This is a genomic window from Buchnera aphidicola (Diuraphis noxia) (assembly GCF_001700895.1).
GTDB classification, from domain to species: domain Bacteria; phylum Pseudomonadota; class Gammaproteobacteria; order Enterobacterales; family Enterobacteriaceae; genus Buchnera; species Buchnera aphidicola_D.
Map to the genome: position 1 here is coordinate 378307 of NZ_CP013259.1, position 16962 is coordinate 395268.

Annotated in this window: 15 protein-coding genes; 11 read left to right on the forward strand and 4 right to left on the reverse strand. The window is 23.8% G+C overall.

Annotation, left to right across the window (positions count from 1 at the left end; genetic code table 11):
• Positions 1-52: 52 nt before the first annotated feature.
• A complete protein-coding gene (gene rne, locus ATN01_RS01750; RefSeq protein WP_075433374.1) occupies positions 53-2755 on the reverse strand; it encodes a ribonuclease E in 2703 nt (900 codons plus the stop codon).
• A gap of 200 nt (positions 2756-2955) precedes the next feature.
• On the opposite strand from rne, the gene ATN01_RS01755 reads away from it, so the two are divergent.
• From ATN01_RS01755 to ATN01_RS01800, 10 genes are all read left to right on the forward strand, one after another.
• Entirely contained in the window at positions 2956-3900 is a 945-nt protein-coding gene (locus ATN01_RS01755) for an RluA family pseudouridine synthase (protein ID WP_075433375.1), read from the forward strand.
• Positions 3901-3983: 83 nt separating this feature from the next.
• Positions 3984-4148: a 50S ribosomal protein L32 gene (rpmF, locus tag ATN01_RS01760; RefSeq protein WP_075433376.1), complete on the forward strand. Its 165-nt coding sequence runs from the start codon at positions 3984-3986 to the stop codon at positions 4146-4148.
• A 263-nt stretch (positions 4149-4411) separates the two neighbouring features.
• On the forward strand, positions 4412-5356 hold the full coding sequence (fabD, locus tag ATN01_RS01765) for an ACP S-malonyltransferase (protein ID WP_075433377.1): 945 nt from the start codon (positions 4412-4414) through the stop codon (positions 5354-5356).
• Positions 5353-6084, forward strand: a complete 732-nt coding sequence (locus ATN01_RS01770) for a beta-ketoacyl-ACP reductase (RefSeq protein ID WP_075433378.1) — start codon at positions 5353-5355, stop codon at positions 6082-6084. Before fabD ends, ATN01_RS01770 begins: the two co-directional genes overlap by 4 nt.
• A 54-nt stretch (positions 6085-6138) precedes the next feature.
• A complete protein-coding gene (gene acpP / locus ATN01_RS01775; protein WP_075433379.1) occupies positions 6139-6378 on the forward strand; it encodes an acyl carrier protein in 240 nt (79 codons plus the stop codon).
• 3 nt (positions 6379-6381) lie between these two features.
• Entirely contained in the window at positions 6382-7020 is a 639-nt protein-coding gene (gene tmk, locus ATN01_RS01780; RefSeq protein ID WP_075433380.1) for a dTMP kinase, read from the forward strand.
• Positions 7017-7991: a DNA polymerase III subunit delta' C-terminal domain-containing protein gene (locus tag ATN01_RS01785; protein ID WP_075433381.1), complete on the forward strand. Its 975-nt coding sequence runs from the start codon at positions 7017-7019 to the stop codon at positions 7989-7991. The genes tmk and ATN01_RS01785 overlap by 4 nt, the downstream gene beginning before the upstream one ends.
• A 38-nt stretch (positions 7992-8029) precedes the next feature.
• Positions 8030-8839, forward strand: coding sequence for a TatD family hydrolase (locus tag ATN01_RS01790; RefSeq protein WP_075433382.1), 810 nt, complete (start codon positions 8030-8032; stop codon positions 8837-8839).
• Positions 8840-8902: 63 nt separating this feature from the next.
• The gene (ptsG, locus tag ATN01_RS01795) at positions 8903-10336 is read left to right on the forward strand and encodes a PTS glucose transporter subunit IIBC (RefSeq protein ID WP_075433383.1); all 1434 of its coding nucleotides are present in this window, start codon (positions 8903-8905) and stop codon (positions 10334-10336) included.
• A 77-nt stretch (positions 10337-10413) separates the two neighbouring features.
• The gene (locus ATN01_RS01800) at positions 10414-10755 is read left to right on the forward strand and encodes a histidine triad nucleotide-binding protein (RefSeq protein WP_075433384.1); all 342 of its coding nucleotides are present in this window, start codon (positions 10414-10416) and stop codon (positions 10753-10755) included.
• 732 nt (positions 10756-11487) lie between these two features.
• Here the strand turns inward: ATN01_RS01800 and ATN01_RS01805 are convergent.
• The 3 genes from ATN01_RS01805 to pncB all read right to left on the reverse strand — a co-directional run bounded on the left by ATN01_RS01805 (position 11488) and on the right by pncB (position 15580).
• The gene (locus ATN01_RS01805; RefSeq protein ID WP_075433385.1) at positions 11488-12624 is read right to left on the reverse strand and encodes a porin; all 1137 of its coding nucleotides are present in this window, start codon (positions 12622-12624) and stop codon (positions 11488-11490) included.
• A 146-nt stretch (positions 12625-12770) separates the two neighbouring features.
• Positions 12771-14171, reverse strand: coding sequence for an asparagine--tRNA ligase (asnS, locus tag ATN01_RS01810; RefSeq protein WP_075433386.1), 1401 nt, complete (start codon positions 14169-14171; stop codon positions 12771-12773).
• Positions 14172-14380: 209 nt separating this feature from the next.
• Positions 14381-15580: a nicotinate phosphoribosyltransferase gene (gene pncB, locus ATN01_RS01815; protein ID WP_075433387.1), complete on the reverse strand. Its 1200-nt coding sequence runs from the start codon at positions 15578-15580 to the stop codon at positions 14381-14383.
• A gap of 435 nt (positions 15581-16015) precedes the next feature.
• On the opposite strand from pncB, the gene pyrD reads away from it, so the two are divergent.
• Positions 16016-16879, forward strand: coding sequence for a quinone-dependent dihydroorotate dehydrogenase (gene pyrD, locus ATN01_RS01825; RefSeq protein WP_075433389.1), 864 nt, complete (start codon positions 16016-16018; stop codon positions 16877-16879).
• Positions 16880-16962 lie beyond the last annotated feature (83 nt).

Genomic DNA, 16962 nt, shown 5'->3' on the forward strand with positions numbered 1-16962 from the left:
GAATTTTTCAAAAATGTAGTTTTTAAAAACAATTAATTATAATAAAAATCTTTTATTTAGGTTTTGAAACTGGTGAATTAGAAAAATTTGTTGCAGAATGCGCTCCTGCAGAATTTTTTCGCATAATATTCGATTCGATGATTAAAAAATTGGAATTTACAATCGATTTTTTTTCTTGTAAACAGGAATTTTCCGAAATTTTTGTTATGGGTGCACTAGATTGATTTATTGTTTTTGTAACTAACACAATGTTAGATTGTATGGTCTTTTTAATTTTATTATTATTTCTAAAATTTTTTTTAAAATAATTTATTTTATTTTTTGTTTTTAAAAAAGATTTTTTTTTAAATTTTTGATTGTATTCTGTTGGTTTTAACAATTTTTGATTTTTAATTTTTTTTTCCATACTAATAATAGAAGCAATATTTAAATTTTTATTAGTAATAATATTTGTTTGTTTTTTAACTTTTTTTTCATTTAATATTCGGTTTTTCATCAAACCTTTTCTTAATGTCAATGCTAATGAATGAACTGAAGATATGATACTAGGATTATTAAAAAGAACATTATTCATATTGTATTTTTCTAATATATCTGTTTTAAAATATTTTTCTCCTATATAACAATCATGTGTTTGACTCTTTTTATTTATATAGTTATTTAACTGATTTTTGTTATTATCAAAACAATTTTTGTCTTTAACATCATTTAACTTTTCATGATTAAAAAATTCTTTTTTATCTTTTTTATCTTTTTTAAAAAAATTATTATCTTTGATTAATTTTATATTTATATTTTCTGAAAATGTATTATTTAAATCTTTAGTTTCCATATCTAATTGTATATTCGAATTATTTTCTTTATTTTTACCTAAGGATAATTTCTTTTTATTAAGCAATTTAGAAAAAAATTCAATTTTTTCTTTATTTAAGAAATGATGTTTTTTTTTAAAATAAATATTATTTTTACTTTGAAAAATATTTTTTTTAAAAATATCACTCGTAAGAAAGATACGTTTCATTAAAAATGAACTTTTTAACCAAGTGATAATCTTAATCATCAGATTATTGAATGATATGTTCGAAATATTTTTATGATAGTTATCTTTTTTATATATAGTTTCTTTTTTTGTTTTGGTACAGTTATGTTTAAAAATATTAGAATTATTTAAATATAATTTTTCTTTTTTCTTTTTTTCAAAAAAACTATGTTTTAAAATATGTGTAGTTTTATTTTTTTTAAGTGTAGAAAGACCATAGCTAGTAGAATTTATACTTTCACCTTTTTTAATTCTAGAAACAGAATAATGTGGAGTTTTCATTGTTTTACTAGGAACAATAATAGTTTTTCCTCCAGCTTGACGTTTTTCTATAGCATGTACTGCGTCTCGTTTTTCATTTAATAAATAACAAGCGATTTCTATAGGAACTATAGCATGTACTTCATATGTATTTTCTTTTAAAGCTTCTTCTTCAATTAAACGTAAAATAGACAACGACAAAGATTCATTATCTCTAATAGTACCTGTCCCTGTACATCTTGGACAAACATGATGAGTAGATTCACCTAAAGATGAACTTAATCTTTGTCTTGACATTTCTAATAATCCAAATTTAGAAATTTGACCAATTTGAATTCGAGCTCTATCTTCACGAACGATTTCACGTAATCTATTTTCAATAGCACGTTGATGATTAACAGGCGTCATATCTATAAAGTCAATGACTATTAAACCTCCTAAATCTCGTAGACGTAATTGACGAGAAATTTCATCAACTGCTTCAAGATTTGTATTAAATGCAGTAGATTCTATATCTATTCCGTTTTTAGAACGAGAGGAATTAATATCTATAGCAGTTAAAGCTTCTGTACTATCTACCATAATTGATCCTCCCGAAGGGAGTCTCACTTTTCTCTGAAATGCAGAATCTATCTGTGTTTCAATTTGAAAATAGCTAAATAATGGAACTTCTCCAGTATATAATTTTATTTTGTTAATAAAATCAGGTCGACCTAAAAAGGTAATATGTTCACGGGCTAAATTCAAAAATTTAGGATTATCAATTAAAATTTCTCCAATATCTTGTCGTAAATAATCACGAAAAGCACGTACAATGACATTACTTTCTTGATGAATTAAAAATGGTGCAGATCTTTTTTTTGCTATTTTTTGAATTGTATCCCAGTGTTTTAATCTTAAGGATAAATCCCATCTTAATGATTCTATAGATTTTCCTGCTCCAGCAGTACGAATAATTAAACTCATATGTTCAGGTAATTTTAATGATACTAGTAATTCTTTTAATATCATTCTATCATTCCCTTCAATTCTTCTTGATATACCAGAAGATTTAGGATTGTTTGGCATAAGCACTAAATAACTTCCTACTAAACTCACGAAAGTAGTTAACGCTGCTCCTTTTGTTCCTCTTTCTTCTTTGTCTATTTGAACAATAATTTCTTGTCCTTCTTGTAAAACATCTTTAATATTATAACGTAAATTATAAGTGATACATTTTGGCAAGTAATTTTTAGAAATTTCTTTCAACGGTAAAAAACCGTGTTTTTCTTCACCATAATCTACAAAAGCTGCTTCTAAACTAGGTTCAATATGAACAATTTTCCCTTTATATATATTTGATTTTTTTTGTTCTGATCCTAAAGTTTCTATATCTAGATCATATAAACGTTGACCATCGACAAGGGCTACACGCAACTCTTCCTGCTGAGTTGCATTAATTAACATTCTCTTCATTGTAACGTTTTCTCTCTTATTTTTATAAATAAGTAAATACATCAACAGGAAATATAAAGCCGCAAAAAATTAATTTATTATTATAATAATATGATTTTTATTTGAAATACCTATAAAAATAAGTTTTTTATAAAAAATTCAAAATAAAAAAGTTGAAATATAAATGTATAAAAAAATTACTTAAAATAGAGATTTTTTTGATGAAATATAAAATACTACCTGTATCTATTATATATATTAATGAAAATATGATAAACCAACGAGTAGATAATTTTATGCATAGTAGATTTAAAAATCTACCTAAAAGCATGATTTATCGTATTATAAGAACAGGAAAAATTCGAATTAATAAAAAAAAAATCAAACCATATTATAAATTAAAATTAGGTGATATACTTAAAATTCCTCCAATAAAAATCTTCAAAGATATAAAACATGTTTGTTTTTCCACAAGTCACGATCAAAATTTATTAAAAAATATTATATATGAAGACGATGATTTATTAATTATTAATAAACCTTCCGGAATTGCAGTACATGGAGGTAGCGGATTAAATTTCGGAATTATTGAATATTTTCGAAAACTACGTCCACTAGAAAAATTTCTTGAACTTGTACATCGTTTAGATCGTGAAACATCAGGTATATTAATATTAGCAAAAAAACGTTTATCTCTAATTTCTTTACATAAACAATTAAGAGAAAAAAAAGTTAAAAAAAAATATATAGGATTAGTACATGGTTTGTGGCCATTAAATATAACAAAAATTTCAAAACCGTTATTAAAACTTAAATGGAATAAAATACAAAAAAAAGTATTAATTGATTCATCTGGCAAACCTTCAGAAACGTATTTTGATATAAAAAAAAGATTTTCTTCATCAACATTACTATCAATTATTCCTAAAACTGGTAGAACACATCAAATTCGAGTACATACTTCATATATTGGACATCCAATAGTGTTCGATAAAAGATATGGAAAAAATAATTTAGATACCAATATAAAAAATAAAATAAATATTAATAGACTTTTATTACATTCTAGTGAAATTAATTTTATTCATCCAAGAAATAATAATAAAATGTGCATATATGCTCCATTAGATGAAAAATTTAAGGATTTTCTGAATAAAATTGTTTAATTTTTTTAAAAATATTTCAATATAAAAAAATATTTTTTTGTATTAAAATAATCTTTAAAATATATAATAAAGAGATATATAACATGGCTGTTCAAAAAAGCAAACCTACTCGTTCTAAAAGAGGAATGAGACGTTCTCATGATTTTTTGACAACACAAGCTTTATCTATAGATAAATTTTGTGGAGAAACACATATTCGACATCATATTACTCTGAACGGATATTATAAAGGCAAAAAAATGATCTAATATATAAAAAATGGTGCTTTTAAAACAGCACCGTTTATACGATAAATATTAAATTTTAATTGACATTTTGAAAAATATATTTTTTAGAAAGATTCTATCTTATTAAGATAATATAAAAATCTTAAATATAAATACTATTTAAAATTTTTTTATATAAAATATTTAAAATTAATGACATATATTTCAATGAAATAATATAAAACATGTTTTTTTATATTTATGAAATTTTTAAACAATAATTTTAAATATACTAGGTAATAAAAATGAATTCCTTCGCTATGTTGTTTCCAGGTCAAAATTCACAATATGTAGGTATGTTGTCTTCATTTCTTCATAAAAAAAACATTATTATAGAAACTTTTAATGAAGCATCAGATTATATTAATTACAATTTATTAAAACTTATAAAAAAAGGACCAGATTTAAAAATAAATCAAAACAAATATACACAAGTAGTAATACTAACTGCATCAGTTGCAATTTATCGACTTTGGAAAACTCAAAATGGAAGACTTCCATCATTAATGTCAGGACATAGTCTAGGTGAATACTCTGCTTTAGTATGTGCGAGCTCAATAAAATTTTCTGATGCTTTAAAAATTGTTTTTTTACGTGGTAAATTAATGGAGAAGATCAGTATTATTCGACCTACTTTAATGAATGTAATTGTTGGATTAGACAAAAAAATAGTAAAAATGGCATGTTCAATATCTTCAAAAAATTCAATTGTAAATTTAGCAAGTATAAATTCTCATAATCAAATTGTAATATCGGGAGATAAGAAGGCTGTATATAAAGCTAGTTTAAAATGCAAAAAATTTGGTGCTAAAAATATATTTAAATTAAACATTAATATAGCTGCGCATTGTGATTTAATGAAACCAATATCGGAAAAATTAAAAGAAATATTAAATATGATTGTCATTCGATCGCCAAAAATACCAGTTATAAACAATGTTGATGTGAAATGTGAAACAAACAATAAAAAAATTAAAAATGCGTTAATTAGACAAATTTATAGTACTGTAAGATGGAATGAAATTATTAATCTAATTATATTTAAGAAAATTTTTATCATGTTAGAAATAGGACCAAAAAAAATTTTAACTAATTTAATTAAAAAAAATAAAGATGTTACTTCATTTAATACACATAATTTAAAAAATTTTCTAATTGCATTTAATGAAATCAATAAAGAAAAATTATGAATAGTCAAAAAAAAACAGCATTAGTTACAGGAGCTAATCAAGGAATAGGAAAAGCTATTGCCAAAAAACTAGCAGAAAACGGAATTCAAATAATTGGAACATCAACCAGTCAAAAGGGAGTTGAAAAAATCAATCAATATTTAAAAAATGACGGATATGGATTGATTTTGAATTTAAAAAATTCTAAATCTATTATACAAGGTATAAGAAAAATTTCTCAAAATAAATCTATTGATATATTAATTAATAACGCTGGTATTAAAGAAGATAATTTATTAATTAAAATGACTGAAAGGGAATGGAATAATGTGATTAAAATTAATTTAACATCAATATTTTATCTTGTAAAACAAGTTCTTCAATCTATGATAAAAAAAAGATATGGTCGTATTATTACTATTGGTTCTGTAATTGGTCAAATAGGAAATAAAGGACAAGTAAATTACAGTTCTTCAAAGTCAGGACTCATAGGTTTTCATAAATCATTGGCATTAGAAGTTGCATCTAAAGGTATTACTGTAAATATTGTTTCGCCTGGCTTAATAAAAACAGATTTTATAAAAAATTTAAATGTCATTCAAAAAAAAAAATATTTATCTCAAATACCTATGAAAAGATTAGGAAATCCTATAGAAATAGCTGAATCTGTCATGTTTTTAGTCTCTGAAAAATCATCATATATAACAGGTCATACATTACATGTAAACGGGGGTATGTTTATGGTATAATAAATAAAAATTTATGACAATTATATAAAAAATATACAATAAGAGACCGTATAAATGAAAAATATTGAACAACGCATAAAAAAAATAATAACTGATAAATTAGATATAAAAGAAAAAAACCTGATTAATAATTTTTCTTTTACGAAAGATCTTGGTGCTGATTCACTTGACATAGTAGAATTAATAATGGCTTTGGAAGAAGAATTTAATATTGAAATTTCAGATGAAGAAGCTGAAAAAATTAATACAATACAAGAATCTATTGATTATATTCAATCTCGTTTCGAAAAATAAATCATGCGAAAAAATAAATTCATTATTATTGAAGGATTAGAAGGTGCAGGTAAAACAAATGCATCTATATGTATAAAAAAAATATTAAACAAACATCACATTGTAAATGTAGTATTAGTGCGACAACCAGGTAGTACACCAATCGCAGAAGAAATTAGAAAATTAATAAAAAAAAAATTTGATAAGGATGACCTTACTAAAGAAGCTGAATTACTATTAATGTATGCAGCAAGAGTACAATTAGTTGAAAAGAAAATTAAACCTGCATTAAAAACTGGAAAATGGGTAATTTCTGATCGTCATGATTTATCCTCTTTAGCTTATCAAGGTGGAGGGTTAGGGATTAACACAATAATAATAAATAAATTAAAAAGTTTGTTTTTAAAAAAATGTATTCCTGATTTAACTATTTATTTAGATGTGTCTCCTAAAATAGGACTAGAAAGAGTATTTAAAAGAAGTCCTTTAGATCGAATCGAAAGTAGATCTTTAAAATTTTTTGAAAACGTTAGAAAAATTTATTTAAAAAATATAAAAAACAATCAAAAATTTATAAAAATCAATGCTAATTCAGATATAAAAAGCGTTACTAAAAATATTACAAAAAAAATATCAAACTGGCTTAATACACAAGTTATATGAAATTATATCCTTGGTTAATACAACCATATAAAAATATTATTTATCAATATCAAGCAAACAAAGCTCATCATGCTATTCTTATAAAATCCCAAAAAGGGATAGGAGTCTCTCGTTTAATTTGGTTTATTAGCAGATGGTTATTATGTCTTGAACCTATAGGAATATATTTTTGTAATAAATGTCATGGATGCACACTCATGAAAACTCAAAACCATCCAGACTGGCATACCTTAAAAGGTAATATATTTCATGTATATGATATAAGAATACTGAATGAAAAAATATTTAAACGTTCACAACAAGACGGAAACAAAATCATTTATTTATCAAATATTCAAAAATTGACACAATCTGCAGTAAATGCATTTTTAAAAACATTAGAAGAACCACCAAAAAAAACTTGGTTTTTCTTTGTAAATTATGATTCTTTAAATTTATATGTAACATTACATAGTCGTTGTCTTTTGTATAAACTATTTTCTCCAAACGAACAAGATAGTTTAAGATGGCTAAAAGAAAAAAAATCTAAAAAAAATATATCATATTTAACTGCTTTAAGAATCAGTCAAGGTTCACCTATATTGGCAAAAAATTTGATTGATGGAAATATATGGATAGAAAGAGAGAATCTTTATAAACACTTATTTGATGGTTTTAAAAATAAAAATTTTTTAAAAATATTAAATATACTCAATACCAGAGATCGATTAATTAAAATAGACTGGATATGTATTTTATTATTTGATTCCATTAAACTTAATTTTAGTAAACAAAAAGAATTAACTAACTTAGATCAAATAGACTTAATTAAATTTATCTCTTACAACTATAAAAACTCTATTTTAGATATTAGTATTCGCACTTGGATGCGATGTAAACATAGATTGTTGAATATACCAGGAGTTAATTGTGAGTTATTATTAATAGAACAATTACTTAGATGGGAAAAAATCTTACATTTTATATTTTAACTTAATTGAAAAATTACTTTGATAACAGAGATAGAAAAATGTTCTTAATTGATTCACATTGTCATATTGATAGATTAAATTATGATATTTCACATAAAAATATACAAGATGTATTAAGAAAAGCTTATAAAAATCATGTCAAAAATTTTTTAGCAGTATCAACGTCTATAAATAATTTTGACAAAATCCAAAAATTATCAAAAGATAATACATCTATTTTTTATTCCTGTGGAATTCATCCATTAAATTGCAAACGCGAATTAAAAAATTTTTCTAACTTAGAAAATTTATCTAAAAAAATAGAAGAACAATCTTATGTAAAAAATGTTATTGCATTAGGTGAAACTGGTTTAGATTATTTCCATTCAACAGATACTAAAAATATTCAAAAAAAACTATTTCGCGAACATATTAGAATAGCAAAAAACGTCAAAAAACCAATTATCGTGCATTCTCGAAATGCTATTAATGATATTCTTAAAATATTAAGAGAAGAAAATGCAGAAAAATGTAAAGGAATATTACACTCTTTTACTGAAGACTATAATTCAGCATCTAAATTATTAGATATGGGTTTTTATATTTCTATCTCTGGAATTATTACTTTTAAAAATTCTACACAGCTACAAAATACAATTACAAAAATACCATTAGAACGTTTATTGATAGAAACAGATTCACCATATTTATCACCAGAGCCATATAGAGGATTGGAAAATCAGCCTGCATATTTATTTGATATAGCAAAATATATTTCTTTATTGCTTAAAATAGATATTAAAACACTTGCGAAAATTATAAAAAAAAATTTTTTTACGTTATTTAATATAAAGAACATAAATAATTAATATATTTTTTCATAAATAAAATGTACATTTATATTTTTTATATTTTTTTAGGAGTCGTTTAACGTGTTTAAAAACTTATTTTCAAACCTTCAAAAAGTTGGTAAGTCGCTTATGTTGCCTGTGTCAGTATTGCCTATCGCAGGAATACTATTAGGGATAGGATCTGCACATTTCAGTTTTTTACCCAATGTTGTTTCTCAGGTTATGGCTCAAACAGGAGGATCTGTTTTTAGTAATATGCCTTTAATTTTTGCAATTGGAGTGGCACTTGGTTTTACTAAAAATGATGGTGTTGCTGCATTAGCAGCTGTTGTTTCTTATGGTATTTTAATTGAAACAATGTCAGTAGTGGAACCTATTTTTTTACATACAACAATTAATATTGTAAAAGAAAAACACCTTTCTGACACTGGTATATTAGGAGGTATTATAGCGGGAGCCATTTCTTCATATATGTTTAATAAATTCTATCGTATTCAATTACCTGAATACTTAGGTTTTTTTTCCGGAAAAAGGTTTATCCCTATCATATCTGGTTTATCTACAATTGTTATAGGTGTAACTTTATCTATCATTTGGCCTCCTATTGGACATTCAATTCAAATTTTTTCTCAGTGGGCTGCTTATCAAAACCCTATGCTTGCTTTTGCTCTTTATGGGTTATTAGAAAGAGCCTTAGTACCATTTGGATTACATCATATATGGAATGTTCCTTTTCAAATGCAAATTGGAGAATATACTAATTCATTAGGACAAGTGTTTCATGGTGACATTGCTAGATATATGGCTGGGGATGCTACAGCAGGAAATTTATCAGGAGGATTTATTTTTAAAATGTATGGTCTTCCTGGAGCAGCTTTAGCTATTTGGCATTCAGCTAAAAAAGAAAACAAAACTAAAATAGGCAGCATCATGATTTCAGCCGCTTTAACATCGTTTTTGACAGGAATCACTGAACCGATTGAATTTTCATTTATTATTGTTGCACCTATTTTATATGTTGTACATGCTATTTTAGCAGGATTGTCTTTTCCTCTTTGTATTTTCTTGAAAATGCGGGCGGGGACGAGTTTTTCACATGGTTTTATAGATTTTATAGTATTAAGTGGGAATAGCAATCATATACTCTTATTTCCTATAATTGGAATGCTTTATGGATTTTTATACTATAGCATCTTCTATTTATTAATTACAAATTTGAAATTAAAAACTCCTGGAAGAGAAGAAAATCAAAATAATACATCGTTAAAAAATAATATTGAAATTGCACCATATATCGTTGAAGCACTAGGTGGTAAAAACAACATCAAAAATTTAGATGCATGTATTACTAGACTAAGAATAACAGTTTTAGAAATATCTAAAGTTAATGACAAAAATTTAAAAAATCTTGGTGCAGCAGGAATTATTATTTCAGGATCAGGTGTACAAGCTGTGTTTGGTACAAGATCTGAAAATATTAAAACAGCTATAGATGAATATATAAAAAATATATAAAAAAAATTACATATCTATATAGCAAAAAAATATCACATTTAAAAAAAATAAATGTTAAGATTTAAAGGATTTATAAAATGTTAAATAATTCAATCTTCAAAAAAATTATTGATAAAAAAACAAAAGCAAATATTATATATGAAGATAAATTAGTAACTGCATTTGAAGATATTAAACCTAAAGCTCCAGTACATATATTAATTATACCTAATACTTTTATTGCATCATTAAATGATATTAAAGAAAGCAATAAAGATATTATTGCACATATGCTCTATGTTTCTGTCAATATTGCAAAACAACAAAAAATAAGTCAAGAAGGTTATAGAATTATTATAAATTGTAATAAAAATGCGGGACAAGAAATAAATTATCTACATATACATCTATTAGGAGGTAAAAAATTAAATAAAATTTAATATCAATAATTATGTTTTTTAAAATATAAGGAAAAAATTTTGATTAAATATTTATTTTTTATATGTTTGCTCTCTTCCTTTTAGGTAGTTGCTCTACTTTCACAAAAACAGTTAATAAAACGAAATAATTCAAAATCTTTTTTTTAAGTTTTAATTTAGTAGTAAAAAATAATATTTTAGAAATATTAAATTCTACTAAAAATGTATTTATTAATAAAAAAACATGATTTTTTATGAATTTATTAAAAAATTACACTAATATTTTATAAAAAAATAAAACATTAATAAAAATTTTAAAAAATAAAATTTCTTAAAAAAATAATTATGTTTATCATGTTACATGTAAAAAAATTGATCAAAATATAAAAAAAAAATGTTATTGTCTTGAAATAATCATAAAACATATTATTTCAAAAGTAATATTTATAGTAAAAATAAAAATTTTTTTAACAATACAGTTAATATGAGTCAACACAGGAGAGATAATGTTTTTAAAAACAGAACAATTGTATTTATAAAAAATATTTTATTTAAAAAAATATCTATACTTTTAAAAACTCTATTTTATAAGAGTAGCGCTTTCTACTGAAACTTATATTAAAAATTAGTATATATGATACTTATTTATAAAAACAGTTTTGTTATTATATAAGTCAGTAGAAAGTTCTAACTCTTAATTATTTTTAATTCTGGTATCAAATAAATGATAAAAAATATATATTTTAAAAATAACTAAAATTGATAAACTAATCCAGCACCAATAACATTATCTGTAGGAATATTATTTTTTTCAATAAATTCATTAGTATTCTTCAATAAATTAATTTTGTAATTCATATATGTAGAAATATTTTTATTAAATTCATAACGAGTAGATATATTAATTTGTTTTGCTAATTCCCAAGTATTTTGATTAGAAGAATTTTTTGCATTAGAATTTTGTACCTTGGAATCTACATAACTTAAAGAAGGATAAAAACCAGAATGAAAATTATACTCTGCAATTGCTTCAATATTTTCTGTTTTATTCATATCTATATTTGGTTCATGATTCGCATTAATATTAGATAATTTTAAATTACTTCCCGCACCATAAAACGCAGCAATATATACATCATTAGCATCATACTTAAATCCTAATCCATAGGCATTTATTGGAGAGATTTTTTCAATCTTATGTTGTTCGTTGTACTTGTATCCTTCAGTAGAAAAACAAGAACCGATAGCAGTTAATCCTACATCAGTTTCATATTTTACAGATGCACCCCAACTAGAGTTATATTCTTGTTTAGATAATTGATTTTTAGCTTGATTTTGATATTGCAATGCAAAACTGATTCCATCAAATAAACCAAAAAAATTTTTATTTCTATAGGTAAGAAGACTATTGTTTCTACCTATCATATAAGAATCATTATTAGAAAAGATACTATTTTTATTAAAAATATAAGGTATATGATTTGTTAAAGATTCTACATCATGAAAAACACCATAATTACGACCATAATCTATTGAACCTAAGTTTCCATACTTAAACCCAGCATAACCTAAACGCACAGTATTAGATTGTTTTTTATCGATTGTATCTTCTGGTGAGAAAAAATCAGTTCTATATTCGATAGTACCATAACTAATTAATTCGTCTGTAATATTTATTTCTCCTGATAAACCTAAAATAGCATTCGTATTATCATTATGCGATTCAATTTGTTTTGATAAAAATTTATGAGAGAACTCATGGTTCGGATTAATACTTCCATATATTTCTAATTTATTGCCATTTTTATTAAAAATATCTACAGCATGAACACTATGACTAGCAGATAATAACAATGGTATTGCAATTACTAAGGATTTACGATTTATCATAATTTTTTATATCACCTTTTTAATGAATATATACATTATATATTAATGTATATTGTAATAAAAAAATAAAAGTGTTTTTTGCTTTTTTATATCAAAATTAATATAATAAAATAGTTGATTGTTGATGCATACTTAAAACATTCTTATCAAAAGTTAGAGTTTTTAACAGTACGTGGAAATGGAATCACATCTCGTATATTTGATACACCTGTAATATAGGAAATTAATCTTTCAAAACCCATCCCAAATCCTGAATGCGGAACCGTTCCATATTGACGAAGATCTCTATACCACCAATATTTTTCCTTGTTTAATCCCATTGCTAATAAACGTTCATCTAATATTTCAATACGTTCTTCACGTTGAGATCCTCCTATTAATTCTCCAATATTTGGGACTAATACATCCATTGCTGCCACAGTTTTCTTGTCATCATTTAGTCTCATATAAAATGCTTTTAACTCTTTAGGATAGTTCTTTATGATTATAGGAGTTTTAAAGTGTTTCTCCACAAGAAAACGCTCATGTTCAGATGATAAATCAACACCAAAAAAAACACGTTTTTTAAATTGCATTTTAGAATCAAGTAATATTTCTATAGCTTCTATATAATCTATTTGTATAAAATCTACTAATAAAAATTGGTTTAAACGATTGATTATATCAGTATCAATATAATTCTTTAAAAAATTAATATCTTCAATACAATTTTCAACAACAGCGTTACAAATATATTTTAACATACGTTCAGAAAAATCTGATAGATCATTTAAATTTACAAAAGATGATTCTACTTCTAACATCCAAAATTCTGCTAAATGACGAGTAGTATTAGAATTTTCAGCACGAAATGTAGGACCAAATGTATATACTTTAGATAAAGAACAAGCATATGCTTCTAAATTTAGCTGTCCCGAAACAGTTAAAAAAGATTCTTTTCCAAAAAAATCTTTTTTAAAATCAACGGAACCATCTTTTTTTTTAGGAATATTTTTCATATCTAAAGTTGAAATGCGAAACATTTCTCCAGCACCTTCAGCGTCTAATGAAGTAATAATAGGAGTAGGGATCCAATAATAATTATTTTTATGTAAAAAATTATGCAGTGATTGTAATACTTGATTTCTTATGCGAACTATTACGCCTATGAAATTTGTTCTAGGTCTTAAATGAGAAACCTCTCTTAAATATTCCATACTGTGTTTTTTAGCAGATATAGGATAAGTATTTGGATTTTTAATCCAACCTAAAACTTTAATTGTTTTTGCTTGAATTTCATATTTTTGTTTATTTCCGATAGATAATATTAATTTTCCGGTAAGAACTACAGAACATCCAATCGTTAAATGTGAAATTTCTTTATCATAATTAGATAACGTATTATTCGCAATAACTTGTATAGAGTAACCACATGAACCATCATAAAGCGTAATAAAAGAAAAGCCTGATTTTGAATCTCTGCGACTTTTAACCCATCCAGATACAGTAATTAAACTATTAATTATAATATCATTTTTATATATATTTGATATTGATACTGTACTCATACATACTTTCCTTTTAAGTTATTTTATAAAAGATCAAGTGATTAATTGAAAAAATAAATAATAAATTATTCATATCACTAATAAATTATGTATTTCCAATTACTTTTTAACACATATAAAAAATATAGGAAATATTTTTAAATTATCAATTCGTTCAAAAATTTCTATAAAATATTATCAATGTTGTATATTTATAATATATTCATCTGTTATTTTTTATTTAGAGTGATATTAAATACTTTACATAAATGTTGTAAAAAATTTTTATCTAAACAAAAAGTTTTTTCTGGACTATCAGACAATTTAGCAACAGGTTTACCGTTACATTTCACTAATTTTAATACCATATTAAGTGGTTTTACATGAGGAATATCACAAGTTAATTTTGTTCCTATTCCAAAAATCATATTAATTTTATGACTGAACATTTTATAAAGAGATATTATTCTTTTGAAGTTTAAATTATCTGAAAATATCAATGTTTTTGTACAAGGATTGATACCCAATTTTTCATAGTGTGCGAGAGCTTTTTCCGCCCATTTTACTGGATCTCCTGAATCATGTCTTATACCTTGATATGAAGATGTAAAATATAAATTAAAATCATGCAAAAAAGTATCCATATTAATAGAATCTGTAAGAGCTATATTTAAGTAATTGTTATATTGATATAACCATGTTTTCAATGCTAAAGTTTGACTTTCTTTTAAGTTTGAACTAATTTGTTGATGTGCTTGAAACCATTCATGAGCTTGTGTGCCTATTGGTTGTAATTTTAATATACGAGATATATGAAAATTACTTGAACCAATGAAAAAGGGAAATTTTTCTTTTAATCTTTTAACAATAGAATATTGTACATCATAAGAAAATCTTCTTCTTGTGCCAAAATCAACAATTTTTAGACGTGATAAATCAACATATTTAGTAGAATTAAAGAAATCTATTAGTTTATAATCTAAATGTTGTATGGCGTTTCGAGAAGTAATTTTAGGAGAAAAATTACTGTGAAAAACTTCACTAATTAATGCTAAAATCGGAACTTCCCATAATATCACTTCTTTCCATAATCCACTTATACGAATATTTAATTGACCTTTATAATTATTAATTTCTACTTGAGAAGTATTATAACGGAAATTTCTTAACCAAAGTAAATATTCTTTTTTAAAAAATGGAAAAGAATTCATATAAATATACTCTTCGTTACTTAAAGATAAACACCTCATCATCTTGATTTGTTCTTGTAAAATATCAGAATAACCACCTAAAATATTCTCTCCTCTAAAAATAAATTCAGCTACTACATCTACATTTTTATAATGATAAAAAACAGCTTGTTGCATATAAAATTTATATACATCAGTATCAAGAAAAGTTTTTAATATTGGATAATTATATTGTTTCATAGTATATTCTAATTATTTATATTTTTTGTTTTTTATCTCATCTAGTCAGTATAAAATTTACTATGTAATTTATATTATATTGTAATTTATATTACGATGTATAAACTTTTTTTAAAAAATATAACATAAATAAAAAAGATATTAATTTTCTAGTAAAATAATATTTTTTAATCGTATAAATTATATGCAATACTGAAAATATTCTAACTAATATCATTTTTATAGTTTTTTAAATTTTTATTATAAGTATTAATTTTAATCGACTCTGAATTAAATAGGAATTATAATGTTTTATTATTTCATTCGTAAACTATTATTTTTAATTGATCCCGAAAAATCACATACTTTGACACTAAAATATCTTAATTGTAACAAACTTCAATTTTTAAGAGATTTTTTTTTAAACACAATATTCCATCAAAAACAATTCAATGTATGGGATTAACGTTTACAAATAAATTAGGAACAGCAGCTGGAATAGATAAAAATGGAGAATATATAAATATTTTATCACAAATGGGTTTCGGTTTTATTGAAGTAGGAACCGTCACTCCTTTACCTCAATACGGTAATATTAAACCTAGAATGTTTAGAATTATTTCTAAAGAAGCGATTATTAATAGAATGGGATTTAATAATTTAGGTATTGATAATTTAATAAAAAACATAAAAAAATCTAAGTTTGAAGGAATTATAGGTGTAAATATTGGAAAAAATAAAGACACCACTATCCAGAATGCCATTAATGATTATTTAATATGCATAGAAAAAATTTATATTTATGCAAGTTACATTGCTATAAATATTTCGTCTCCTAATACTGTTTCTTTAAGAGAATTACAACATGGAATTATTTTTGAGAACTTATTGTATAAAATAAAAACAAAACAAAATGAATTATATAATAAATATTTAAAATATGTACCAATAGTAATTAAAATTTCACCAGATCTTTCAAAAAAAGAGTTATTTCAGATTTCGCAAAAATTAATTCAATATGAAATCGATGGAATCATTGCTACAAATACAACATTAGATCATTCATCAATACTTAATTTAAAATATAGTTTTGAAGAAGGTGGATTAAGCGGTTTACCTTTACAAAAAAAAAGTACTGATATAATTTTAATATTATCTGAGTATTTAAAAAAAAAGATCCCTATTATTGGAGTAGGAGGGATTAATTCAGTGAATGCAGCAAAAGAAAAAATTAAATCAGGAGCAACTTTAATACAAATGTATTCTGGATTAATATATCATGGTCCTAAACTTATTAGAAACATCATTAAATCTGTATAAAATTTTTTATTTTTAATTTAAAAAATATTATTCTAAGTCATAATTTATATTTGATAACATAATAAAAATGTATATCAATATAT

Bases quoted from the DNA above. Each gene is read 5' to 3' on its own strand.
- ATN01_RS01790 (WP_075433382.1), top strand. From the start codon at position 8,030: ATGTTCTTAATTGATTCACATTGTCATATTGATAGATTAAATTATGAT.
- rpmF (WP_075433376.1), top strand. From the start codon at position 3,984: ATGGCTGTTCAAAAAAGCAAACCTACTCGTTCTAAAAGAGGAATGAGA.
- ATN01_RS01800 (WP_075433384.1), top strand. From the start codon at position 10,414: ATGTTAAATAATTCAATCTTCAAAAAAATTATTGATAAAAAAACAAAA.
- ATN01_RS01770 (WP_075433378.1), top strand. From the start codon at position 5,353: ATGAATAGTCAAAAAAAAACAGCATTAGTTACAGGAGCTAATCAAGGA.
- pncB (WP_075433387.1), bottom strand. From the start codon at position 15,580: ATGAAACAATATAATTATCCAATATTAAAAACTTTTCTTGATACTGAT.
- acpP (WP_075433379.1), top strand. From the start codon at position 6,139: ATGAAAAATATTGAACAACGCATAAAAAAAATAATAACTGATAAATTA.
- ATN01_RS01755 (WP_075433375.1), top strand. From the start codon at position 2,956: ATGAAATATAAAATACTACCTGTATCTATTATATATATTAATGAAAAT.
- rne (WP_075433374.1), bottom strand. From the start codon at position 2,755: ATGAAGAGAATGTTAATTAATGCAACTCAGCAGGAAGAGTTGCGTGTA.
- pyrD (WP_075433389.1), top strand. From the start codon at position 16,016: ATGGGATTAACGTTTACAAATAAATTAGGAACAGCAGCTGGAATAGAT.
- fabD (WP_075433377.1), top strand. From the start codon at position 4,412: ATGAATTCCTTCGCTATGTTGTTTCCAGGTCAAAATTCACAATATGTA.
- ATN01_RS01785 (WP_075433381.1), top strand. From the start codon at position 7,017: ATGAAATTATATCCTTGGTTAATACAACCATATAAAAATATTATTTAT.
- asnS (WP_075433386.1), bottom strand. From the start codon at position 14,171: ATGAGTACAGTATCAATATCAAATATATATAAAAATGATATTATAATT.
- tmk (WP_075433380.1), top strand. From the start codon at position 6,382: ATGCGAAAAAATAAATTCATTATTATTGAAGGATTAGAAGGTGCAGGT.
- ATN01_RS01805 (WP_075433385.1), bottom strand. From the start codon at position 12,624: ATGATAAATCGTAAATCCTTAGTAATTGCAATACCATTGTTATTATCT.